The 25,127-nt window shown below is 29.7% G+C and carries 28 protein-coding genes; all 28 read right to left on the minus strand.

The window, feature by feature from the left end; genetic code table 11:
• Positions 1 to 64: 64 nt before the first annotated feature.
• A complete protein-coding gene (locus tag BMY33_RS13425) occupies positions 65 to 997 on the minus strand; it encodes a class I SAM-dependent methyltransferase (protein ID WP_091409375.1) in 933 nt (310 codons plus the stop codon).
• 205 nt (positions 998 to 1,202) lie between these two features.
• On the minus strand, positions 1,203 to 1,664 hold the full coding sequence (locus BMY33_RS13430) for a GNAT family N-acetyltransferase (RefSeq protein WP_091409378.1): 462 nt from the start codon (positions 1,662 to 1,664) through the stop codon (positions 1,203 to 1,205).
• 259 nt (positions 1,665 to 1,923) lie between these two features.
• Entirely contained in the window at positions 1,924 to 2,988 is a 1,065-nt protein-coding gene (locus BMY33_RS13435) for a serine hydrolase domain-containing protein (protein ID WP_091409380.1), read from the minus strand.
• Positions 2,989 to 3,119: 131 nt separating this feature from the next.
• Positions 3,120 to 3,860 (minus strand): helix-turn-helix domain-containing protein, encoded by a 741-nt coding sequence (locus tag BMY33_RS13440; RefSeq protein ID WP_244543018.1) that lies wholly within the window; start codon positions 3,858 to 3,860, stop codon positions 3,120 to 3,122.
• A gap of 548 nt (positions 3,861 to 4,408) precedes the next feature.
• Entirely contained in the window at positions 4,409 to 4,933 is a 525-nt protein-coding gene (locus BMY33_RS13445) for a hypothetical protein (protein WP_091409382.1), read from the minus strand.
• A 145-nt stretch (positions 4,934 to 5,078) separates the two neighbouring features.
• Positions 5,079 to 6,056 (minus strand): hypothetical protein, encoded by a 978-nt coding sequence (locus tag BMY33_RS13450; protein ID WP_091409385.1) that lies wholly within the window; start codon positions 6,054 to 6,056, stop codon positions 5,079 to 5,081.
• A 368-nt stretch (positions 6,057 to 6,424) separates the two neighbouring features.
• A complete protein-coding gene (locus BMY33_RS13455; RefSeq protein WP_091409387.1) occupies positions 6,425 to 7,018 on the minus strand; it encodes a DUF7003 family protein in 594 nt (197 codons plus the stop codon).
• Positions 7,019 to 7,209: 191 nt separating this feature from the next.
• Positions 7,210 to 7,701 (minus strand): hypothetical protein, encoded by a 492-nt coding sequence (locus tag BMY33_RS13460; protein WP_091409389.1) that lies wholly within the window; start codon positions 7,699 to 7,701, stop codon positions 7,210 to 7,212.
• A gap of 227 nt (positions 7,702 to 7,928) precedes the next feature.
• The gene (locus tag BMY33_RS13465; RefSeq protein WP_139195654.1) at positions 7,929 to 8,723 is read right to left on the minus strand and encodes a hypothetical protein; all 795 of its coding nucleotides are present in this window, start codon (positions 8,721 to 8,723) and stop codon (positions 7,929 to 7,931) included.
• Positions 8,724 to 8,909: 186 nt separating this feature from the next.
• Positions 8,910 to 9,578, minus strand: a complete 669-nt coding sequence (locus BMY33_RS13470; RefSeq protein ID WP_091409393.1) for a DUF6794 domain-containing protein — start codon at positions 9,576 to 9,578, stop codon at positions 8,910 to 8,912.
• Between the two features lie 164 nt (positions 9,579 to 9,742).
• On the minus strand, positions 9,743 to 10,564 hold the full coding sequence (locus BMY33_RS13475) for a hypothetical protein (protein ID WP_091409395.1): 822 nt from the start codon (positions 10,562 to 10,564) through the stop codon (positions 9,743 to 9,745).
• Between the two features lie 147 nt (positions 10,565 to 10,711).
• Complete coding sequence (locus BMY33_RS13480; RefSeq protein WP_091409397.1) at positions 10,712 to 11,542, minus strand: DUF4262 domain-containing protein; 831 nt, start codon at positions 11,540 to 11,542, stop codon at positions 10,712 to 10,714.
• A gap of 150 nt (positions 11,543 to 11,692) precedes the next feature.
• Positions 11,693 to 12,307 carry a toxin-antitoxin system YwqK family antitoxin gene (locus BMY33_RS13485; RefSeq protein ID WP_091409400.1) on the minus strand — a complete coding sequence of 205 codons (615 nt, stop codon included), beginning with the start codon at positions 12,305 to 12,307 and terminating at the stop codon, positions 11,693 to 11,695.
• A gap of 188 nt (positions 12,308 to 12,495) precedes the next feature.
• Positions 12,496 to 12,885 carry a hypothetical protein gene (locus BMY33_RS13490; RefSeq protein ID WP_139195655.1) on the minus strand — a complete coding sequence of 130 codons (390 nt, stop codon included), beginning with the start codon at positions 12,883 to 12,885 and terminating at the stop codon, positions 12,496 to 12,498.
• An 88-nt stretch (positions 12,886 to 12,973) separates the two neighbouring features.
• Entirely contained in the window at positions 12,974 to 13,549 is a 576-nt protein-coding gene (locus tag BMY33_RS13495; RefSeq protein WP_091409405.1) for an SUKH-4 family immunity protein, read from the minus strand.
• Between the two features lie 11 nt (positions 13,550 to 13,560).
• Complete coding sequence (locus BMY33_RS13500) at positions 13,561 to 14,202, minus strand: hypothetical protein (protein WP_091409407.1); 642 nt, start codon at positions 14,200 to 14,202, stop codon at positions 13,561 to 13,563.
• 220 nt (positions 14,203 to 14,422) lie between these two features.
• Positions 14,423 to 14,845: a hypothetical protein gene (locus tag BMY33_RS13505; protein ID WP_091409410.1), complete on the minus strand. Its 423-nt coding sequence runs from the start codon at positions 14,843 to 14,845 to the stop codon at positions 14,423 to 14,425.
• A gap of 187 nt (positions 14,846 to 15,032) precedes the next feature.
• Positions 15,033 to 15,653 (minus strand): hypothetical protein, encoded by a 621-nt coding sequence (locus BMY33_RS13510; protein ID WP_091409412.1) that lies wholly within the window; start codon positions 15,651 to 15,653, stop codon positions 15,033 to 15,035.
• 286 nt (positions 15,654 to 15,939) lie between these two features.
• On the minus strand, positions 15,940 to 16,350 hold the full coding sequence (locus BMY33_RS13515; protein ID WP_091409415.1) for a hypothetical protein: 411 nt from the start codon (positions 16,348 to 16,350) through the stop codon (positions 15,940 to 15,942).
• Between the two features lie 17 nt (positions 16,351 to 16,367).
• A complete protein-coding gene (locus tag BMY33_RS13520) occupies positions 16,368 to 16,919 on the minus strand; it encodes a hypothetical protein (RefSeq protein WP_139195656.1) in 552 nt (183 codons plus the stop codon).
• Between the two features lie 171 nt (positions 16,920 to 17,090).
• Positions 17,091 to 17,639: a hypothetical protein gene (locus BMY33_RS13525; RefSeq protein WP_139195657.1), complete on the minus strand. Its 549-nt coding sequence runs from the start codon at positions 17,637 to 17,639 to the stop codon at positions 17,091 to 17,093.
• A gap of 189 nt (positions 17,640 to 17,828) precedes the next feature.
• Positions 17,829 to 18,536, minus strand: a complete 708-nt coding sequence (locus tag BMY33_RS13530) for a hypothetical protein (protein WP_091409422.1) — start codon at positions 18,534 to 18,536, stop codon at positions 17,829 to 17,831.
• Positions 18,537 to 18,780: 244 nt separating this feature from the next.
• Positions 18,781 to 19,893: an HNH endonuclease gene (locus BMY33_RS13535; RefSeq protein WP_091409424.1), complete on the minus strand. Its 1,113-nt coding sequence runs from the start codon at positions 19,891 to 19,893 to the stop codon at positions 18,781 to 18,783.
• A 65-nt stretch (positions 19,894 to 19,958) separates the two neighbouring features.
• Entirely contained in the window at positions 19,959 to 20,663 is a 705-nt protein-coding gene (locus tag BMY33_RS23700) for a hypothetical protein (RefSeq protein ID WP_211482393.1), read from the minus strand.
• 217 nt (positions 20,664 to 20,880) lie between these two features.
• Positions 20,881 to 21,693 carry a hypothetical protein gene (locus tag BMY33_RS13545; protein ID WP_091409426.1) on the minus strand — a complete coding sequence of 271 codons (813 nt, stop codon included), beginning with the start codon at positions 21,691 to 21,693 and terminating at the stop codon, positions 20,881 to 20,883.
• A 106-nt stretch (positions 21,694 to 21,799) separates the two neighbouring features.
• Positions 21,800 to 22,681 carry a hypothetical protein gene (locus tag BMY33_RS13550; protein WP_091409427.1) on the minus strand — a complete coding sequence of 294 codons (882 nt, stop codon included), beginning with the start codon at positions 22,679 to 22,681 and terminating at the stop codon, positions 21,800 to 21,802.
• Between the two features lie 625 nt (positions 22,682 to 23,306).
• Positions 23,307 to 24,194: an alpha/beta hydrolase gene (locus tag BMY33_RS13555; RefSeq protein WP_091409430.1), complete on the minus strand. Its 888-nt coding sequence runs from the start codon at positions 24,192 to 24,194 to the stop codon at positions 23,307 to 23,309.
• Positions 24,195 to 24,394: 200 nt separating this feature from the next.
• Complete coding sequence (locus BMY33_RS13560; RefSeq protein WP_139195658.1) at positions 24,395 to 25,000, minus strand: hypothetical protein; 606 nt, start codon at positions 24,998 to 25,000, stop codon at positions 24,395 to 24,397.
• Positions 25,001 to 25,127: the final 127 nt, after the last annotated feature.

Consider the following 25,127-nt stretch of genomic DNA (forward strand, 5'->3'; position numbering starts at 1 on the left):
TATTATTCCGAACATGATTTATTAGTTTTTTTAACTGTTGTCAACGTTTAAATAACCCCTCGTTTTAATGTGATTTATTTTTTGTTAGAGAAAGTACCTTTCTTATAACCCTTTTGCTTAGATAAGTTAATTTATATGGAATACTATTTTCAAGTTTCAATTTTTGGTTTAATATTGTTAACTGTTCTTGGTAATGTTTTTCAGAAAATACAGGTGATAATTGAGAATCATTTTTTCGAGCAATTAAATAAACTTCACCCATATTAAATTCATCCCCTTCTTGCATTTTTAAAATTTCTAGTCCGACAAGTTTGTTTAAATTATCTAGAGTATATTTATTGAAATAATATGTATGTACATTTCTAAACCAAGATTTGTTAAGGTTTTGAGTAGGTTTTAAGTTATTAGGAACTGCAATATAAACTATACCATTCGGTTTTAATACGCTTCTAACTTTCTTCATTATTTTTATGGGGTCTGTAAAATGTTCCAATACGTGCCTCATAATAATCAGATCAAATTTATAATTTATGTTATCGTTCCATTCGGCATCAACATCACTTCCAAGAATAGTTACATCATTGTTTTTCAAGATAATTTGAGATGCCAAAGAAGGTTCAATAGCATACAATTTGCTTTCTTGAAATATTGATTTAAAGTGAATCAAATTATTTCCTTCACCACTTCCAATATCGAGTATTCGCTCTACATTTTTTGGAAATAGATCTAATCTTTTAAGTCTAACCTCTATAGGATTAACCGCTTCTTTATTTAAAGAAGAATCTAGTTGAATTTTAGGTCTGTAATATTTGTCATATTCATTTTGATAGAATTGTAAGTACGAATTCTTGTCCCATCTTGGGTTTAAGTAGCTTAACCCACATACCTTACATATAACTACATTCGTTGGTAGCCCAAATTTACCTTTATTCGAAATTTTCTGATAATTATCAGCATTACATAAATTACAATTAACTGTTTCGAATTCGTACTCCATATTATATCTTCTATTTTCACTAGCGTTAAATGTAAATGACTGTGTAATGCAGAAGGTTATAGACCTTTATATTAGCACAAGGCGTTACACTTTTTAGTGTTTTAAATTGTGTCAGTTTAAAAATAATAAAATTTGTGGTGCCAATACTACAAGTACAAAATAACCTTTGCTCAAAACACTAAAAAAGCATTGCGCTTATATAGTGTTAGTCATCGTTATTTATTCTACGCTCAAATTTTATTTTTCTAATCCCGTTGTCTGTATTCCATTGTTTAACTTCTTTGAAATCAAATTTTTTAAACAATTCAGTTGAAGGCCCATTTTCCAGTCCAGTTTCGACAACAAAAAGATTTGAATCAAATGTATCAAAAACGAATTCCATTAACTTTCTCGCAATTCCTTGTCTAAAAAAGGATGGATTAACAACTAAACTATGAATGTCTGTAAATCTACTGTTATGCTGGATTTCAATTACTCCAGCAAGTTCTTTATCTTTTATGTATCCGAAAAACTCTGTGTTACTGTTAACATATTTTTTAAGGGGTCTTTTCAAAGGAGGAAAATCAGTTGCATTTAATAATTCTGCTTCTATCTTATATGATAATTGAAAAACAGAACGTATTTTTTTAGATACTTCTCTTTCACTATTCTGGAGCTTTTCAATCATCTTATGTAATGGTTTGTTTAATTAAGCACAACGTTCAGTATAAGAAACGTTGGGCAGGTGATAAGCGATACGTTTCGGTTTGGTACTAAGCCAAATATAATATTTTGCTTTTATCTTTTATCTTTTATCTTTTATCTTTTATGTTGAAAATGCTAAATTTTATATTTGGCGATTTTGGTACATAAAAAGATATTTTTAAATTTAACCTAAACCGCCCTATGTTTTTTATACATTGTTACCTGCTGGTTTTATCCATAAGTTATTTTAAGGTAGTCTCATAAATTTTATTCCACAATTCTTTTCTCATTTTTGGGTTTTGTTGATTGATTAAAATAATTATACCCCAATTATCCTTTCTATTATAACAGAGAATAGAAGATTGCCCCATAGTATCTCCTGTCTTCTGGAAGAAGGTGTTAGTCTCATTATTATAAATATTAATTCCTAAACCTATTTTTCTAGGTCCTTTTTTTGCTTTGTAAAATATTTTTTCTGTCATTATACCTGCTTTAGAAATTTCAGAACTGTCATTCAATATTTCTTTTAAATACTTAATCATATCCTTAGAAGAGGACTTAATTAAACCTGAAGGCGCACCAGAATTCCAAAGCATAAGATTTTGCTTAATTCCATTACGATTATAACCCGTTGCAATATTTTTGATGTTAAACTCTTTTGTTAAAGTGTTTTTCATTTTTATTGGATTAATTAATTTCTCTCGTACAATTTCATCATAACTTTTTCCGTAGGCCTCTTCTAATATTTCCCCTAAAAGCATAAAACCAGTGGTATGGTATCTATAAGTACCGTAATCAGGTAACTCACTACAATTATTAATAATATCAATAAAAGTTTTACGATTAACATTTTTTAATGGGTCTTGAGGGTTTTTAGAGATAAGCTTTTTCCAATCAAGATCAGCTAACCCTGATTGATGAGAAGCTAAATCAGATATTGTTATCTTGCGTCTAAGTTGTTTTTGTATAATAAAATCTTTTGGTAAATAGTTTTCTATATAACCGTTTAATTTAATTTTACCTTCATTTACTGCCTGAGCTATTAAATTACCGGTTATGGCTTTAGTTATTGATGCAATTTCAAAAACGGTATATTCATTAACGTTCATTGAACTTTCTTTGCTAATTTTTCCGTAATTAATATACTGTTCTTTGTTATTATGAATATAACCTACACTAATGCTTACTTCTGGGTGTTTTTTGTAATTATCTTTTACGATTGAATCTATCTTTGTTACTAAGTTTTGTCCAAAAGAAAAATTACTAATTACTAATGCAGCTAATAAAATGATCAAATGTTTTTTCATGTCTCTTGATTTTTAAATTATGAGACAAATTTGATGAAGTATTTAAACCTATGCGACCGATTAAAACTATTCGAACGCATTTTTTTTGTTATAATCGTTCGAATCTTTTGTAATAAAAGACCGAATATTTACTAGGTGTTGATTATAAGATTTTTACGATACGAGGTTGGCGTTGTTCCAGTTTCTTTTTTGAAAGCAGTATTGAAAGAAGATTTAGAATTAAAACCAGAATCATACAAAATTTCCAGAACTGTTCTCTTATTTTGAGTTGAGTCACTTAATAAATTCTTAGCATAATTTATTCTATAAGAATTTACAAAATCATAAAAATGTTGATTTAGTTTATGGTTGATTAATAGCGAAAGTTCTTTAACCGGAATTTCAATTTCATCGGAAACATTTTGAATTGTTAAAGAAGGATTAAGAAAAGATTGTTGCTCTTTCATATAATTTCTTAGTTTTTCAATATTTTCTTGTTCATGTATTAGTACTTCTTTGTTTGGTTGTTGTTGAGGAATACTATTTTTTATAAGTTTTAAAGTAGAGTCTATTTGTTTAAAAAGTTCTGGGTTATTTAAAGCCTTGTATAAATACCAACAAATTAGAAGAAATATTAATAAATGTATTCCTATTTTAAAGTAAGTAGAAACAATATCAAATTGAGAGAATTTAATAATGTTTTTTAATAGTGCTATTATATATATAAAAGATAGGGTTGCGGTAAATTTAAACAACCAATCGTATGTTTTAATACTAACTCCAGAGTAATTTTCTAAATAGATTTTTTTGACTTTTCTTAGGGTTAAGAAAATAATAATATAGTATATAAACTGTAAATGAAAAATTACATGATTGAGTTGTATTTCAAACATGTGTTTATATTGTTGTAAGAAGTTTATTTTATCTACAGTATCAACAAGGTAAAACCTTGGAAAAAACAATAAGTTTCCCAATACAAAAGGAGCGAAATGTATTAGGTGTTTTGGTTTTAATTTAAAGTCAGAATAGCTAACAGATTTTATATATAAGTATAAAACAGGTATTTGTAGAAAAGAAAATGTACTTCTAAAAATTATAAGGTTGTATGATTTTGAATTTATCTTTTCAAAGATAATTCCACTGGTATCTATGGCAATCAGAATTAAAAATATTGAAAAAAGATAATTGCTAACTTTAGTTTTCGTTCGAACCGTTAATAAGTAGAACGCTATAAATAATGAGACAAATATTGTTATAGAAGATATTGTGTTAATCAAAGTAATGTCATTTTTTGCTTGCAGGTAACGTTGTTGTATAAGCTTTGTTGCGTGAGTTAAGTAACTAATTTACTAGATTAATCACGAGCGGCGAAATTCCAAAGGAATTTCCCAAGTGAGCTAAAAACAGTAATAAAGTTTATACGGTGTTGTAACCAGTTTTTTTAATAAAGTTCTTCAATACTGTTTATATGAATTCCAATAAAACAATCATCCGCACAACCATTTTCAACATAACCACAAGTCGAAATCATTCCATAATTTTCGGTCTCAAAGTAAGTTGTTGTATTATTTCTATCAATTAGCCAATCATTTTGTGCTTTATCATAAATTTCGTTTAACGTAATTGGTTCGGCTCCGTTTTCATGAGAACCTATTTCAGAACCTGTTTCCGTCCATTGAAGTTCATCTTGATTAATGTCAGTTGATATACCTTCTGTAAAAGTGTATTCAAAATCTCTTTGAATTACAATTCCATTTTCAACTATTATAGTAGTTTCCCAACCGAATCCTGCCCACGAACCAAATATTACAGTGTATTTGTATGAGTCGTTGGAAGTTTCTTTAAAATCCAACCAAGTTTTTTGACTGGTTTCAAACTTGTCTTGGTATTCCAAATCATCTGAATCACAAGAATTGAATAAACTTCCGATTAATATTAGAACAATTAAAAAGGTTTTGTTTTTCATTTTTCATACTTTTTATTTATAGATGCTTTTTTCTTCAATAGGTTGCGTCTAAATTGGCTACAACGGTTTGGTGTATGGCTCGTTGCGGAAAATCAGCTATGATTTTCAGCCGTAATGAGCTATACACGGTGTTGTAGCACGTTTTTTATTCCTCATAAATTAGTTCAATTTCCAATTCCTCAATATTTTTAACTTTGGTTTTATCCATATTCAAAAGAGTCTTTCGGCTCCCATATATTCTATGCGGAACACCTGGGGCAAAATAGTATTGGTAATAATTCAGGTCAGAGATGTCAAAAACAGCAGTTTTCATCATTTCTTCTGCTTTTTTACCTTCTATGCCCATTTTTTTAAACAACAAAGTGACTTGTCGTTTGGTGTCGTCTGGATTTATTGTAGCTTCTTCTTTAAGAACACAGTAAAAGTTTTCAAAATCAGTTTCTATGATTGAAAGTTTTGCATCTACCTTAATAGGTTCTACACCAACCATATTTGGTAATTCTTGTTCATATTCAAAAGGCTCATTGGTGTCGTATTCAGTCCCGAAAGGAAAATGAAAATATTGTAATTCGTAAACAATCAACTGTTCAATTCCTTCTTTCGAGCTGTAAATTTCTGCAAGGGGTGCCATTGCTTGATTGACTTCGTCAATTTTGTCTGGCTTACGAAGCTTTATGCTTTTTTCTAATTCGACAAGCATATTACTCATTAAGGTGCTTATATCTTTCCAGTTTATTATTTCCAAAAATTCACCATACTCATCTGTTTTGTATATTACTTTAGTAACATCGTATTTTTTTACAATTTCATTCACAGCCTGTTTATTTTCATAAAGTTTGTTTAAATTTTCTCTATAGCTATTAGCAAGAAAATTTTTGAATGACCATTGTAAAGTATATGATTTTTCAGTTGAGTCTATTACTTTAAAATTCGCAATGTATTGTGTAGAATCATTTTTCGTCAATTTATCGTTTGTCCATCGCCTTTTTATTTTAGTTACTTTGAAGTCGTAATTATCACCTTTCGACCAATATGCAATAAAAGCAATTTTAGTCGTGTCAGTTTGTCCAAATAATGGAATGGTAAAGATTAATATTAGAAGTAAGGTTAAGGTTTTATTCATTGGTTATCTTAAATGTGCTACAACGGTTTGTGTATGGACAGTAGGGTAGATTCGAAGAAATTCACTTTCGGTTTACCACTAAGCCAAAACAAACGTTTTTGCTTTTAATTTTCTTTTTGTTAAACGTCAAAACTTTGTTTTGGCGTCGTTGATTAAATCGTTTACGCAGCGATAACGAAGATAAACTATTTGATCAATGGAGTTTAAGGAGTGTTATGTGCTTTTCTTTTTTGATTAATGTAATGTAAAATTAAAAAATAAAAATCTCAGTTGTTCTATTTTGGTAGGCAAAAAAACTCCCAACTTTTTCGGAGCTACCCAAAACTATGGATTTATAGATCAGTCTATAATCTGTTGGTGCAAGGAACTTAATACTCCGTTTTCCATTCAGTCAGTTCCATAATTTTTGGTAAATCCGATGGAATTCGTTCACTTATTTCTTGTTCGGTTGCTTCTAATTCATTGTTGTATTCAGGCTCTAAACCTCTCATAAATTCCCAAACGAAAATTTTGTCTTTCTCCTCGAGTTCAATCCCTTTATTCAGGTAAAATTCTCTATTGTGATTAATAATCAATTCTTTTCCACGCAAAAGCATCGTTTTTGCCTGTGGGTTTAGACTTTCCAAATATTCTTCGTCAAAAGTTGAGTTTTCAGTATTATTATCCGTTATGTATAAAAAGTTTTCGTTGTCAGTTCCAGGCTTTGTATCTATGCAGTTGCCAAAAATGTGCAGACAATTGGAAATTTCATCGTGTCCTCCGCCACGATAATTAAATCCGATTACTTCGATAATTAAAGCCCAACGTTTTTCATCACGGTAAGCACTCATTTTTGAGTGAATAGGATAAACGTATCCATTGTCCAACATTGGAAACGTGAAATCTTCAGCACACTTGTCAAGTTGCTTTAGTATTTCCTTTGCTGAATATTCCTGTTTTTTCTTAAATCCGAAGATGGTCATTCGTATGTTTGGTAACGCTAAATATATGAATCGGAGCAAGGCAAGAAAGCCTGAACCATTCGATTTATCTGCGCATTTTTATTTCTTGTTTAATTTATAAAAATCTAACGCCATTGCAAAAAGGAAATTACCTTTCGATCTAACACTAAATTTTGCACTGATTTCATATATGATGTTATACACACTGGTTTTTATTCATTCAGTTCTTTCCAGCATTTCTGTATTTCATGCTCAACTTCATTTTCCAGTTTAGGTAATATATTCATTATCCAATTTTGACTTTCTTTTGTCAGATATTCTTTTTTTTCAGAAAGCTTATATTTCATTGCTCCTTGAATAAGCGAAATCATTTCTTCAGTATTCGTTGTTCCATTTGCAAAATTAGGTCCGATTAAATATCTTAAAATATCTTTTTCATATTCAGGCTTGAAATAGAGGATATGAGTTACTATAGGAAAATAAAAATAAAAGGTGCTGTTCGTTTTTGAAGCGTACTGTATTTTATTGAATTCAGAAATTAGATAGTCAGTTTGGGATTCGGTCGTTTCAGAATTCAGGTTTTTTAGTAGGTCAAATGTTTTTCCAGCACTTGGAACAATAGAACTCATCCGACTTAAATCAGCAAATGTTTTTTCAAACTCAGTTTTTGTTTCTTTATTTTTTATCCAATCAAATATTCCCAATTCTAAAAGTATGTTTTGCTTGTGTATAACGGTCTTGTGTATGAAACGTAGTGCATTAAAAGACACTAGCTTTTCAGATTAACACAGAGCCAATTTTTTATATTTTGATTTAATTTTTCTATTCTTAAAGCCAAATTAAAAATTTGGCGGTCTTTGCAAACAAACACAAACCTTTCGATTGAACACTTAATTAGCTATGTTTTATACACCGTGTTGTAGAGCGTTTTTTATTGCTTTTCAATAGGTTGTTTCTGTTTATTAAATTCTAAAATTTCCATATGATAACCTAATGTGTTAAAATATTTTTTCAAATAATAGTCTTTGTAATTAACTTTTGGTTTTCGAATATCCACAGTTATAAGGAAGTCACTAAAATCAAAATCATTGTATTTGTAATATTCTTCTCCATTGTATTTTGGATATCGATTAATAACTTCTAATGCGCTATCGTAGTCGGTAGGTTGAATGTTCATATATCCCCAAATGTCAGAACCAAATCGTTCCATACTTGTTAAGAAGAAAATTCCCTTTTCTTGTTTCGTTGATAAATTCAGATTATTTAAGTCAAAACTCATTTGCTTTAAATTCAAATCCTCATGTTTATTTACTAAAATTCCGAAAATCATATTGTAATAAGCAGTTAACATTTCTTGATAACTGATTTGGTCAGATTTCACTTGCTTAATTACTTCCTTGTTTTTTATTGGATTGTCTTTGAACATATTGTAGTTCAAAGCTCTAATCATAAATATGTTTTCTAAAGTGCTTATGTCAGGTTTAGTTAAGAATTTGATATTCAGAATATCATTATTTGGTTTAATTGATTCCGCAATGAATTCTTTTTCTTTTTCAAGTTCAGGTGAACTAATTTTATAAATTTTTTCGAAAATCGAATTGTCTATACTGTTCGTATGATGGTAATTATGATAAGCTTCTGCTAAAAGAACTAATTCAGATTGTTTCGCTTGAGAAAAGCAACTCAAAGTTAAAGTCAGAAGTATGATTCTGGTTATGTTCTTCATTTTCTTAAATGCTCTACAACGTCTCGGCTATGGTTAGTGCGGGATTATAAGGAACTGTCCTTTAGATTAAGCACTTAGCCAAAACTTTTTATTTTGTTTTATTTTTTCATTTTAAAGCCAAATCAAAATGATTTGGCGGACTCTCTAGATATACACAGACCTTAAGCTCAAAGCCTAAACCCCGCATTAATTATAGCCATTGTTGCTAGTAGTTTTTATTTTCCACGCACTATCAATTAATGGAACTTCGAATTCATCTCCAACGTTAACTTCTTGCATCATAATTTCCGTCTTTGGATGATTTTTAGTCAGAATTTTTACTTTTAAATTTGCAAAAAGAGAATCATTCGAATAATACTTATTAGTTACAATTCCGTTAACAGATAAATCAAAAGATTTACGAAAGTCCCAATCTAAATTTGGACAGTTACGGTCAAAAACACTATTATATTCACTAACTGGCATCTTAATATTTATAGTGTCATTTATTTGATACTTTTTATATTTTTCATAACCTATAATTTTCTGTTCTTTCGCACACTCAACATAAGGCTTTTCACTTTCAATTATTTCGTTGACTTTATCTTGAATGTAAACTTTTTCACCATTCAAATGTTGATGATAAGAATATAATATTAATCCAGACATATAATCATAGTGAGTTATTCCTAACGAATTAAAATATGCCACAATAGAGTCCGATTTAGAGTGATGTCTTAATAAATTATTTCTCAAGTGTAATCCGATTCCAAAATGTAAATTATTCGGTGTTGTATCATTTTCCTTTATATTCTTAAAGGTTTCGATATCCTCCGCAGTCAAGATCTCATTTAAATACTCAAAAGCGTAATTCAATTCTTTTGGGATTTCCCCCTTTCTATTACAAGACAGAAAGCAAAATATAGTAAGAATGATTATTAAGTTTCTCAATGTTTCTTAAATTACTGGCAACGTCTCTTGTATGTTGCGTTTGCTTCCCGAAGGGAGCAAATGAACTATACAAAATGTTAGCGCCTTTTTTATGTTGTTTTAAATAAATACCATCCATTCCCAATTTCTTTTATCATAATTATTCTACTGGGGTTCATTTTTGGTACATCTTGTTTATTCGGAATGTAGAAAAAGCCAACAGTATTATCAATCATTCCTCCGATTATAAATTCAAAACAATTTTCACAACTAATACTTGTTGAAATAGAATTAATTAATAGTCTTTTATAATCGGTTTTGATTTGGTCTCCTAAGTTAATTTTGCGGTACGACTGTTCTTCTTTGTTAAATTCAGTGTTTTGAAGCTCATTCCTTAACTCTTCAAATTTTTCTCTCCTTTTTTCAAAGTGTTCAATAATTGTATGATCCAATGCTAAAGTCAATTTGATATTCTCTAATTTCCTATAAAAGTCTTCCTTTGATTTAAAAGTTCCGTCATCTTTCTGAATTAGAGTGTCGATTTGCTCTTCTGTCATTTTTTCCATTTCCAGCATTGCTTGTTCCATAAATCCGGTCATAGCCAATGCTCTGAGGGCATTTATTTTCCATTTTTTACCTTTTTCTAGATGAGCATATGTGTCAATACCTTTTCCTAAAGTGTCCAATATCGTAATGTTTATAACAGCAGTATTTTCAGATTTGTCAAGAAGTTGGAATTTTAATTTTGTATTAGTTGGTAAGTCATTTGCGTTTGGATGTCCTTTATATTCTCTAGTAGAATATCTATTTGTCTTTCTAGCAAATTTTTTGTCTTTAAAAACTTTTTGAACAAGCTCTAAAGGCTCAAATTCTTGAGCATTACCAATTCCATAAAAGGTCAATAAAATCAATGTTGCTAAAAATCTACTCATTTTTGTTCAAATTGGCGCTAACGTCTCGGCTATGGTTAGTGCGGGATTAAATTGGCGTTTAATTTCCAGTTAAGCACTTAGCCAAAACTTTTTATTTTGTTTTATCTTTTTTGTTTAAAGCCAAATCAAAAGATTTGGCGGACTTGGTTATTTAAATAGACTTTTGATTTTATGCCAAAACCCCGTATTAACTATAGCCTTTGTTACCAGTAGTTTTTCTTCATTTTCTTGTTCAGATTCATATTCTTCAATAGTCCAATCCTCTCCAATCCCATTTCGATAAGCCGTTTGTCCGTAATTCAGATAATAAACATCATTAAGAGTCGGGTCAAGTTTTATAATTTCTTCTAAACAAACCAATTTAGAATCTTCGATTTTAGGTTCATATTCTGTATGGAATTGCCAATCACCATCTTCATTATGATGAACATACAAAATGGGTTTACCTTCAAAAGTCTGATGAGTTGTATAAACTCCTAAATTTTTCTCTTCTTGATATTTAAAATCAGTATTCCTATCAAGTAAAGGCTGTTTGAATTTCCAATTTTCATTAAACCCACTTTCCCAAGGCCACTTATTTTCTTTATCAGGCCAAATCATTTGTAAAACAGGAAAATCAAACGTCTTTTCATAGTACCATCCAGCATAACCTAGATAGTCAGAATAATTCTCCTCTTTAACTTGTAAGAATTGAATTTCATAACCTTCTAATAATCCAGAGTATGTCTTATTAGGTTTATATTTTTTTCCTTTTCTTATTTCGTCTCTTAATCCATTTAAAAGATGTCCCATAACATCAGTTTTAAGACCGAAAATTATTATTTCAGGATGTTGGAATTTTTCATAAAGACCAATTGTATAAACAAATGCAGGTGAATAACCATCACTTTCTAGTAAAGCTAAATGACAATCGTATTCCTTAATGTCGCTCACTATCCTTTCTTTCGCTTTTTTATCGTGCTCTTCGTGATTTTCCATATTACTGGTAACGTGTTTGTGTATGGTTAGTTGCGTGTTTCAGCAACTAATTTAGTAAACAAAAACGGACGCGAGAAAATTCCGCAGGAATTTTCCAAATAGGCACTTGCCAAAGCAATTAATTATACACGTTGTTGTGCATAGTTGTTTTTAAAATGGTTGTATTTCCTTATTAATCAGGTTGTCGTTTTTGTCAAAAGTCTTGATTACAATTTTTGTCTTAAATTTTTCTCTTGTTATGTATTCTGATAAGTTTCCATTTTCGTCAAAGTCATTTTCTCTGTAAGGTTCAAATTCTCCAGTTTTATAAAGTTCCTCATTTTCTATAATTCCATCTTTTCTGAAGTATTTGATATACTTTGGTTTTCCATTCTCAAATTTTCCCTCAAGTCTTTTATTCCCATTTGAGTAAAAATCAGTTTCTATTCCATTACAAACCTTTTCACAATTCAGATAAGTCCATCTTTGAGAATGCAATTCATTTCCTCCAGCAAAAAGTATTTTTGGAATATAAATAGTGTCAATTTTTGTTTTTACTACTGCAGTGTGTTGGGCAATCCAATCGTCAATTTCTCTATAAACAGTTATGTATTCATAATTCAGTTCAGATGATAATTCAGGCATTAAAATTTCGAATTCAGGACTTATCTTTTCGTTAGTGCATTGATTTATGAAAGTTAAGTTCAAGTTTTTCTTTCCGTTGTTTTGGCTAAAACACGAGAAGCTAATAGTTAGCAGAAAGATTGTTTTAAGTACTGTTTTCATAATTATGCACAACGTTTAATATATGTGTCGTAGCAGAGCAAAATGTTACCTTGCTTTTTGATTTTTCTGCGCATTGATTGCTAATTTTTACTTTCTGCAAGCATTGCGCCTTACCAAAAATACAACTACCTTTCGATTGATCACTAAGTTGCTATGATCACATATATGTTGTTGTAGCACGTTTTTATTTACAATTCTGATAATAATTCTGAATCAACTTTAGGGTTATTTTTAATAAATTCTTTTAATTCCTTAATTGGTTTTCCAGCTACTAATTCAGAATTAGTATTTTCAATTCGTTTTAGCATATTAATTCCCATATGAGATGGTTTGTCCATTAAGGAGCTATATAAAGATTCTTCATAATTTAGAGTTTCGAGTCCGTATAAGATAGTCCAGAAAACACCAGCTCCATCATCATTTGGGTATCGTTCAAAAACTCTAAAAAGCGTATTGATTCCGAGTTCTGCTTTTCCACTTTCCCAGAGTTTGTTCACAAGTTCGTCCAATCTCAGCCAATTCCCATCAACTGGTTTAAAAGATTCTATTTCGGATAATATTTCTTGTGTTGATTTCATTATTTCAATGTGCCCTAACGTCTCTTGTATGTTGCGTTTGCTTCCCGAAGGGAGCATATGCAATATACAAATTGTTATATGCTTTTTGTTATTGTATTTCTGCTCTTAAATTTTCTATTTCAATATCCCAAAAACTAGATTCTAAATAGTAATCAGAATTCAATGATTTGAATTTTTCTTCTAATTCATTTAAGTCTATTTTAGTAAACTTTGAATCAAAAAATCCGTCCTCTCCATACTTGGAATTTATCTCTTCAATAAAATTTCGGTATATAAGTAGGAAGCTAGCTAATTCGGAAATGTTTTTATTTACTGTGCCTATAATTTCAAATCCTTGTTCGTGATCTAATAATATGATCCGGTCATTTTGAGATGTATCTATACAAATTGGATTTCCAGAATTATCAGAGCCTAGAATCCAATAAAATTTAGTGGTAGGATCTAAATCATCATATTCATAATAATCTAATATATTATTAAATTTCCAATCATAACTTCTTAATCCAAATCCAAGATAAGGAGCAGCGTCTTCGGGGAATCCTATTTTAAGAAATTCATTTGTTGATTCATTAATTTCTGATTTTTCCAATTCACAAGAGTCAAATTCTGTCCATCTATCTGATTCATTTTGAATCCATTTTAACTTAAATTCAGCAGGGTTCATTTTTTATATAGTTATTTTTGTTTTTCAAGTAAGCGTTTTTCAATGCGAAATATGAGTTTGAAAACAAAATCGAAATATGGTTTTGCATTCTCGTTAGCAAAACGTTCCATTTGTAAAGCTTGAAAAGTTGGGATTATTTTTTGATTAACACGTACTTCTTTCAAATCCTCATTTGGATTAATCAAACTACCTTGAAACATTTTTGATTCATCAGGCAAATCAGATAATATTTTACTTGAGTCAGCGTGTGAAAACCCATTCCGCATTAACTGACGAATTGTATCAAAAAGGAAGGTCTTTTCATCTGTTGTAATCAATTCTAGTTTTTTACATTTTTCAATTGAATTACCTAATGGAATAGAACCATATTTTTTATTTGGCTCGCTAAATACATCGTTCCATTTCTCAATTGGTAAAGGTCCAATTCCAGTTTCATTGTTAATCAATGCAAGTTTTAAAAGACGTTCTAATAAGTTATTTGTTAATGTAATACTAGCTCTATTTAATTCAAGAATTAGACATTTGTTAATCTCAAATATTAAAGTATTAAACTCACAAAAAACCTTGAGATTAAAATCAAAATATTTGGCAAATACAGGGAAGTTATTATTCAGTTTTTCTATAAAACTCTTCTCAAAGATTTCTTTCTCCATTTAGTTTGTCTTTGCTTGCATATAACGGTTCGGCTAAGGTTAGTACGGGATTAAAAAGCGATTACTTTTCGGTTAAGCACTTAGCCAATTTTTTTTATTTTGTTTTATCTTTTTTGTTATAAAGCCAAATCAAAAGATTTGGCGGACTTGATTAAAAGCACTAACTTTTGAGTTAAGCACCAAAACCCGTATTAATTATAGCCATTGTTACCCAACTTTTTTATTTTTTCTCTACGAATTTATAAATCTGTTTATCTTTTTTATCTGTATGATATTCTTTTTCGTCAGTCAATATTTTTGCTTTCATAATGAAGCTTAATTCAGTCGTACTTTTTGTTTTTGATTTAGTTTTTCCTAGAATTATTTCAACGTCAAATTTTACCTTTAAAGTAGCTTTTTTAATTTCTTTAATGTCAATATTGTGTTTTTCCAAGTCCTCTATAAACCATCCCGAGATTTCATAAAACATATTAAAATCTATAAGGGATTCAATTCCGTTTAAAATTTGAGTCTTATTGATAAAATCAAATTCTAATATACCTGATTTTAATTCAGTTAGTTTGTCCAAATCATTAGCCATTCTCCAACCAACAAACATATCGCAAAAAATATCAGTGTGATGTTGGAGTCTTTTTCTTCTCATTTTGTTAATGTTGGGTAACGTTTAATATATGTGTCGTAGCAGGGCAAAATGTTACCAAGCCATCGACTTTTTCTGCACATTGATTGCTAACTTATTCTTTTTGCAAGTAATGTGCCTTTGCAAATATACTCGAACCAATCGATTGAAAAACAAACTGCTATGATCACATATATGTTGTTGTGCATAGTTATTTTTTCCAGATTCCAAATTCGTTCTGGATTATATTTAATATTTCGGACATATAAATTAATTCGTCAATTTCAGGATAATGTTTTAAATAACTTTTCGGATTGGAGTATTCGAAGTGATTGGTTTCTTCTTGTTGTTTAACCTTAACTATAAATCCAGTTCCATCAGTAATCATAATTCTTCTTTCAGATGAGAGATATTCCTCAAAAATCTTTCCTCTAATAGTATCTATAACTTTTTCTACATTCCCTCGTTTAACCATTTTCCATTGGATTTTTCTCATATCAGGTAAATCCAAAATATGACTACGAACAAAGTTTTGAAAAACGAATTCCAAATCACTTTTTGATTTTAGAGTTTTCTTTTCAGTTCTCAGTTTTGCTTGTCCATCAACTTTTGCGTAATGCTCGTAAAATTCCGCTGACCATTTCTTAGATTTATTTTTAAACATTCTAAAAAGGGAGGAGTAATTAGTTATTCCTCCACCTTGATAAATTCTAACTTCAGTTTCATAAGTTAGAGAATCAGTTAAATTAAGATCATAATTAATTTCGGTAAGATTTTGAGAATATAAACTAAGACTTAATAGTGGGATCAAAAATAATATTATGTTTTTCATCGATTTAATTCGTTTACTCGAAACTAAATTTATTAAGTCAATTATGTAAATCAGAATGAGTAAACCATTCTTTTGAGTTAGTCAACTATTATTTTTTTACAATTATGCACAACGTTTAATATATGTGTCGTAGCAGTGCAAAATGTTACCTTGCTTTTCGATTTTTTTGCGCATTGATTGCTAACTTTTACTTTCTGCAAGCATTGCGCCTTACCAAAAATACAACAACCTTTCGATTCATCACCTAGCTGCTATGATCACATATATAGTGTTGTAACACGTTTGTTTATTTTCTAATAATTTTATCAGTTAATGTTTCAAATATTAGTTTTTCATTATCAAGCGTTTTTATTAAAATATTACTCTCAAATTTACCACCCCAAAATCCGTGAGTAATAACTAATGTTGAATCGGAAGTTTTTTTCCAGATTCCATCGTAATTTTTATATGTAATTGGAGGAGTTGCACAAGATCCGGAATTCATTCTAACAATTAAAATTCCCTCTTTTTTAAATTCCATTCCACTTCTGTTAGAGTCAAATTTTTCGACTTTTTTCCAAGCTCCGGTTTCATTTTTATCAGAAGAGATACTCCACTTTCCAATTATTTTATCTTCCAGGTTGAATTTAGAAACTGTGTTGAATGAGACATAGAGCAATAAAATTCCAATTGCTAATATTTTAAAAGTAATTTTCATTTTTTTGTTCACGTTTACTATTTGATTTTTTTTGGTTCGTTTATTCCGTAAATGTTTTCTTTATTTTCAGGATATAGTTTCCGCATTACAGTATGATATTCTGATATAAACTTGTTTAGATCTATTAAACCACTTACAGAGTAACGGATTGTGTCTTTTTTATTTACCACATATAAAGTTCCATTGGAGTTTATATCATAGTTTTGCCATTGTTTATTTTGATCAACGAATTTTTCGAATTTCCAGATTGTGTCTGTTATAGGTATCTCTCTGTTGTAAACAACTTTCCATTTAGGATTGTCATTAAATGTACTTTCCATAAATTCAGATTTGATTCTGATTAAATTAGAATTCTTAGTGATTTCTAATTGTTCATATGCTTGATATGTACAAACAGAATGATTAAACCAGACTTTAATGGTATCTAATTTCGTCATTTTTCGTTTGAAGTCTGTAAAATCTTGTTTAAGCTTAAAATTAGACTCTACTAATTGAGTTTTCTTTTCAGTTTCTTTTCCGCAAGAGACTAAAGTCAAAATAGTAATAGATATTTTTATTAAGATCTTCACAATGTGTTACAACGTTTAATATATGTGTCGTAGCAGAGCAAATTGTTACCTTGCTTTTTGATTTTCCTGCGCATTGGTTGCTAATTTATACTTTCTGCAAGCATTGCGCCTTACCAAAAATACAAGAACCATTCGATTAATCACTTAGCAGCTATGATCACATATATCGTGTTAGCCTACGTTTTTAATTTCCACAATTTTTTTCGTTGAGATTAGTAATTCCGTTATGATGCTAAATGAAAAATTAGATGGACCCTTATTTTCTTCCAGCGTATAATTTATAAATGCTATTTGGATCTTAGATTTGTTCTGGAATTCAAGAATTAGTTGAACAAAACGCTCTTCTTTTTCCGTTCGCATTGTATAGTCAGCAACATATTCAAATTCCATACTTTTAAAACTGGAATTCAAGACATTTAGTCCAACGCATTTTTTTAATTCAGAAATATTTTTATTGTCAAGTTGATATAAATTATCTTGTCCGTATATAGTTTTCACGGATTTGTTTTCCAAAACATAACATTCAAGTTTAGAATTCCAAGCTGCAGAAATAATTCCAGATGGAAATTTCAATTCAATACCAGCATCAATGACCCAAATACCTTCGTTAGATAATTCGAAAAAGTTATCATTAACCTGATAGAAGTTTATTTCCATTAAAGGTCCTGAAAGGATAATCGATTCTAAAGTTTGTTTTAATTCGTCTATACTTTCTATCATATTTTGTATGTAGGCTAACGTCATATATATGAATCGGAGCAAGGCAAACATACCTGAACCACTCGATTTATCTGCGCATTTTTATTTCTTATTAAATTTATAAAAATCTAGCGCCATTGCAAAAAGGAAATGACCTTTCGATCCAGTACTAACTTTTGCTCTGATTTTATATATAATGTTAGGCACTTTTTAATATTTTTTCTTTTCAGAGATATTCAAGTCAGTTAATGAAATTAGATAATCACATGCATCATAAAAATTCCCTTTATTTGGTGACCAAACAGTGACAACTCTGTAATTATTTGAATTAACTCCTTCCATAATCCATTCAGATCCGTCAGTTCCAGCGATCTCTCTACCTAATTTCATATTCCAGAAATTAGCTTTTTCGATGAGATTAATAAAAGTTGACCATTCCTTTTCCGTTAATATTTCCAATTTTTCAATTTCCAATTTTCCAGGAGCATAACCACCAGTCCCATCCAAAACTTTCCAATAAAGAATATATCTGTTTTTCCATTTTTGTATTCTAAATGTCATTGGCTTGTTAAAAGTTCTAAGCCAAGTAAACCTATAAATTTGTTTTTGTGTTTTTCGGTTAAACAAAAGTGGTTCTTTCATTGCGAAAAGATGCTTGGAGTACCATTCTGCAGGTAGATCGACACGAAATGCAGAATTTATAATTGTTGTAGAATCAAAATTCTTATTTGAATTACTAAGTTCAGGTTCAATTAGTTCTTTCGGAAAATAATATTGTTGAGAATCAATAGGAACATTAAGACTATCAACTTTAATTATTTTGTTAACAAATCTGTCAATTGATTGAGAAAATCCATTTTGGGCTAAGAAAAATAATAAAACTCCAATTATCAACTTTTTTATTAAAGCATTTTTCATATTTTGAGAATAGAATTAATTTGAGTTTTCTTTTTCAAGAATTGTGCCTAACGTTTAGGCTATAGTTAGTGCGGGAATTTAAATCACTGAATTTCCGATTAAGCACTTAGCCAAAATTTTTTATTTTGTTTTATTTTTTTCTTTATAAAGCCAAATCAAAAAGATTTGGCGGACTTTATTAAAAGCTCTAAACTTTGGGTTAAGCACGAAAACCCGTATTAACTATAGCCATTGTTGTACACTGTTATTTTGTTTTATAATTAATATGTGGTTTTATAATCTTAAAAAACTCATTCTCCAACTCTTTTAGAATAACGTCATCTACTTTCTTTCCTATATTTTTAGTGAATATTTTATTTACAGATTTCGAAATTTCATTTTTTAAATCGTTCTTTTTAGATATCTGTAATATTCGATTCAATTTCTCTTGAACTTTCGAGGTAAAGTTGGCATTTTTATTTATAAATAAGTCTAATAATTCTTGTCTTTTTAGATTCAAGTTAATTGATTCATCTATTATTTTATGATTATGTATATTGAAAATGTAATCTACATTTAAATCCTTTCCCGTATAATTTTCATTTAATTTAATTATAAAACAATGGCTGTTAAAAAGTTCTATATATGCGTATAATATTTTTTCATTTTTGTTTCCTTTTAGTTTTATTATATGTGTTATTTCTCCCTCTTTATAATTATAAACGTCTTTGTCTGGATAGTGGAACCATACATTATTCATTTCTTTATTTCCATCTAGAAATTCAAAAAGATGTTTAATTTCATTACGCTCGCCTCCATTTAAAATATAAAAATTTATAGCTGTTTTAATAATTGATTTAAATGTATCTGTTCCTCCAAATGACATCTTTATTTCTAATTCTTTATCAAAGGGTTCTTCTGTCTGATTAAGTTCCTCTAAAGCCTTTTCAACATCTAAATCAGGATGTTTTCTTTTTAAGCCATTTAGCACTTGCTTTAACATCTTTTGATTAGGGACTTTTATCTGAAATTTTCTTTTAGAAATATCAGGATTATCAAAATCTATTTTCTGTATCGATGGTTTTTTATGACTAATAGCTCCGTTATGGTCTAAAATATATTCGGTGTTATTTAATATATCTAAACCATTTATTTTTGGAGGAGTACCTCTATCTCTTTTTATCCGAAGTAAGTTAGCTAATGGTGTAATTGTTTTAGCGAGTTCTTTGTCAAAACTATCTCCAAAACTTGAATTACATTTTTTACAAAGAAGTGAATCAGATTTTAATTTTCCACCACAGGCATTTAATATTATATGTTCAGTTGAAAAATTTTCTTTTGTCAATTCTACTTCACATTTATAACATCTTTCTTTCATTTTTTTCTAATAGTGTACAACGTCTCGTATAACAATCGTCGCTTGCGGAAGGCAGCTATGATTTGTTATACATTGTTACCAGTTTTTTTTTCTTTAAATTCAAGTATATCTTGTTTCATTTCATTATTCCAAAAATCCACTTTATCCTTGTAGATTCTTGTTGTTGGGTATCCATTAGTTTCTTTTTTCGATTTCCATGTAAGATGAACAACTGCAATTCTTTCATCTTCTAGTTCCAATACGATATCATCATTATTTGTCTTTTTAGCAATTAGTTCATAGTTCTCATTGCGTAACAGATGATCATCAGGTAATTCAAGTTTGAGTTCGTTCATCAACGCTTGAATATTTTTCTCTTCCATTTCAATAACATCCCAATAAGGTTCTAAAAACTTCAATTCAAAAGTCGTGTTACTTAATGTGTCTTCTAAATTCCCATTTTTCAATAAGTCAGAGATTGTTTTTTCGATACAATTTCTGGATAATTCTTTTACAAATAAATCTGGGGGTACAAGATAAAGTCCATTTAGATTTTCTCCATTTTCTTTATCTGCATTAATCGTAGTTTCAAGGAATTTATAAGTCCAAACATTTATTCCATAACTTCTGCCATCTAAAGTATCAACTATAATATTTGCAAAATCATTTTCAATATCATCCCAAGGAGTTGATATTTCAAATTCAAGCCATAATTTGAAAGATTTGTTTCCATTTTTAATGACTTTTTCACTTAAGGAATATGGATTGATGTCTAGATTTCTAATATCCATTTTTGTTTAATTGCTGGTAACGTCTCGGTTATGGTTAGTACGGGAATTAAAAGAAGTGAACTTTCGATTAAGCACTTAGCCAAAACTTTTTATTTTGTTTTATCTTTTCTGTTCTAAAGCCAAATCAAAAGATTTGGCGGACTTCATAAAAATACACTAACTTTTGGATTAAGCACAAAAACCCGTATTAATTATAGCCATTGTTAGCACCAGTTTACTATTTCATCAGATTTTCGTACTCTTTTGCTTTGTCTGTATTCAGAAAGCCAAGTTCAGGTGTTAATATTGATATTTCTTTAATTTTCTTATCAGCTAATACGTGCTCTAGTTCTTGTTCATTTAAAGACCACTTAGTTATTTTAGATGAAATAGCTTTTACTATTCCATATTCAGAGAATATTGAGTTTCTTTTTAAGGCTGTAATTTGTGAAATATTTAAGTAGTTGATTCTATATGGTTTTTTAATATAAGAATCGTTAATAGCCACTAGGTGTGAAGGCCATATATGGTCTGTTTTTAGTATTTCCATTTTTTTTGAAAATAATCCCTGTTTCATTTTTCGTTCGGTTGAAATACTGTAGTCTGAAGGTAATCTAGTAATATATGCGTATTCAAATTCATAATCGATAATCAGTTTTTCAGCAATTCGCTCTGCATCAGGTCTGTTTATTTTTTTATCTGTAATCTGAATACTAATTTCAATAAATGAATTCTGTGGTTTTTCGGTATAGTTTAGTATTTGGTTGGTTATAGAGAAGTGTGTATTATCTCTGTCTGTTCCAAAACAGATCATACTGTCGTATATTTCTTCTTGTTTTGCTATTACTTTTTTGAAGTCATTAAGTTTGTTTCGGACTTCCGTGAAATTTACATCTAAATGAGTTGGGATTAAATTTGTTTGATTAGTTATCAGTTCTACAGATTTTAGAATAGATTCTTCTGTTTTGAACTCATTTACAGATTGTTCATCAGTTATTTTAAATAATTTAATTATCCAGTTGAATGATTTAGTACGATTAAAGAATCCCATATAAAATTATTGGTTTTGTTTAATTCCGAATTGGTGCTAACGTCTCTTGTATGTTGCGTTTGCTTCCTGAAGGGAGCATATGCAATATACAAATTGTTGTACACCGTTATTTTTCAAGTTTAATATTTTCAAATTCGTTATCAATTAGCAGCACAGCGAAATCATCTCGATCAAGGCTTTCAATAGGTCTGTAATGCCAATGATGATAACCAAATTCTATATTATAAAAGTCCTTTGTTTGTTCAAAACCTAAGTCAATTAGACCTCCAATAAAGTTTTTAAATACCTCTTCTGATTCTGTATGTAACTGAACTTTTTTATGTTCACATAACATCAAGTTAGTTTTTCCGGTATTAGAGTTTACGACTAATTCCACAAACCCATTTTCTATAGTATTTGTCTTATGTTTCTTAAGGAATTTTATTATTTCGTTTTTATTTATGACTGATTTACTTGCCCAAAGTTCTCTTCCTCGATTTAACCAATGTTCACAGATATATATCCAAAATGCATCAATGGGTTCAATTAAATCAAAACATTTAAAAAAGATTTCAACCAACCTATTTTTATCAACTACTAATTGAAGTTCATAAACTCCATTCTCGTTTTTATTATAAGCAACAAATTGTTCAAGAATTAATTCAGAGTCATATTCACCAATAATTGTGTCAAACGAAATTCCAGTAGGAGGTTTAAAGAAATATTCTTTTGGATTTAGCTCAAAAGTATTTAATGAAGGAATCATATATGTTGAATCCGAAACTTGTTCAGCTTCTTCAGGAAGTTCAAATTCCTCCAAGTTATCAAGCCTTGTGGTTTCTATAACAGTTGGGTTTATAATACCTTCTTGTTGTGCTATTAAATAGGTATTTCCTAAAGCCTCACCACATCTTTCTCCGTAAGTATAGAAATTTCCGTAAGCACCTGTTTTATCATCAAGGTTCCCTTCAATCAAAAAATACCAAAACTGTAATCCTTTACTTTTCATTTAATAGTTTCGTAGAATGGTGTACAACGTTTAATATATGTGTCGTAGCAGGGCAAATTGTTACCTTGCTTTTCGATTTATTTGCGCATTGATTGCTAACTTTTCCATTCTGCAAGCATTGCGCTATTGCAAAAATACACAGACTTTTCGATTCTTCATCTAGCTGCTATGGTCACATATATAGTGTTATGGCACGTACCACTTTTACAAGCCTGAACTTAGTAAACAAGCTGCAGTAAATTGATATCAGATTGCGAATTGCTCCGTATTATTTTTCATAATCTCCCGCGATCACTTTACTGCCTTTGGATTTATCACTTACCAAACTAAAAAATCACAAACCCTTTTTCCGTCAAAATTATCGTGATAAGCCAAAAAAAGCGATTTTTTGTGCGGAATTACTCCGAAACACTTCTTTTGAGTGATTTTTTTATCGCTTTTTTTACTTTCGATCTGATACAAACCATTGCAAAAACTCTCAGTTCAAACGTTCGAGGCTCGTCCGCAGACAGGTTCAGATTGCGTTTTGCTTTTCAGATTCTGAGTATGTGCCCTAACGTTAAATGTATGAATCGTAACATCCCGAAGGATGTTATGAGTTCATACATAGTGTTGGCTGTAGTGTTTATTTTTTTCCATATAAAGTTGTCAACGTACCATTAAAACTTGATGGAATTACCGATCCATGAGTTTCATTTCTAAATATATACCAATTCATTTCAATATTTTCATAGTTGCTTTTTTTAAGATATAAACTAAAATCAATCATATTAGAAACCATAAATGGACTTTCATCTTCACCTGTAGAAAAATATACTTTTGTAGGTTTTATATTCCAAGTATCACTTGTAGCGAATTTATGAATAGCTTTATTTAATAGTTTTTCTTCGTTCCATTGAAGAGAAGGACTATTTATTCCAAATCTTGTAAAGTAACCATTGGAGTTTATAAAACAGTATGCTGTAAATAAACCACCAAGCGAATGTCCCGAAATTCCTCTGTTAGAAGTTGTTTTATAGTGTTTGTCAATAAATGGGACTATTTCTTTTTTTAAGCAGTCTAAAAATTTGTCAGCACCTCCAGTTTTAATTGTTCCGTTCGGAACACCAAACTTTTTTTCAAGTTTTCTAGCTGTTATTGTGTCCTGTGACGGAGTATAGTCGTAAAACCTATTAATTTTTGATTCCATTCCATTTACTTTATGACTGATGCCCACAATAATTACATCTTCGATTTTTTCAAAATCAACTTTAGATGAGTTAAAGTGTCTATAAGTGCTTTTTCCATCCAAAACATATAGAACGGAATAAGTTATTGTATCGTTGATGGAATAATTTTCAGGAAAAGACATATGTATTAAATAATCTTTTCCCGTTATGTCAGAACTTATAATATGTTCAGGGTCATTTCCTATACGCTCTTTTGGTTCTAATTTTTGACTGAATAATAGATTGCAAAAAAACACCAAAGAAAATGTTGTCAATAATAGTTTTGGTAGTTTCAAAAAATTCATTTGTTTAATTCAAGGTTTGTTGCTCACATTACAGCCAACGCCAAATATATGAATCGGAGCATGGCAAAGACACCTGAACCAATTGATTTATCTGCGCATTTTTATTTCTTATTAAACTTATAAAAATTTAGCGCCACTGCAAAAAGGAAAATGACCTTTCGATTTTAGCACTAAACTTTGCTCTGATTTCATATATAATGTTATCTCTCGTTTTCTTTCGTATTAATTTTTTTATCTAGCAATTCCGATTTAACATCAGATTTATAATTAGTAGGTAGAATGAAAATTTTCCGTCCAGCCGACCAAGCCTCAATATTTAATACTCCATATTCCTTATTGAAAAGAAATGAACCATTCCAATCGGTTGGTGGTTCTACTGCGTCATATAAATCAAATGCTATATTTGAGATTTCTGTATTCAGATACTTATTCTGTTTAATAATCTTGTGTTTTTCTCCGACTATATAAATAGATTTATCGTGTTTTACGTATTGAGTAAATCCGTAATTATCAAGTGTATCTTTTATATCAAAAAGTCGGAATGTTATTGTTGAATCTCGTTCTGTTTTCCGCAATATCATATTAACTTTTCTTTTCAGCACATAATCTTCCCAATTTAGAGTATCAAGTCCGTAAGAGTATAAAGTTCGTTTCTGATTTGATTCCGCTGTTATTGTTTTTTGTTTTTCAAAATACTCAGCATCCGTTTTCGTTCCCATTATAGAAATTCCAAAAACGGTTAGCCCAACAAAGCCTACAACTCCAATTGTAACTAAAATCAATAATATGTTGACTGTTTTTTTCAAAATGAGAGATAACGGTTAATGTATGGTTTGTCGCGGGCAAGCACAAAACTTTAATTCCGCAATAACCCAAATATAGTAAACGAGCGTGAAATTCCGTTAGGAATTTCCGCCGCTATGAACTCATACA

It is taken from the genome of Aquimarina amphilecti, from assembly GCF_900109375.1.
In the GTDB taxonomy this organism is placed as follows: domain Bacteria; phylum Bacteroidota; class Bacteroidia; order Flavobacteriales; family Flavobacteriaceae; genus Aquimarina; species Aquimarina amphilecti.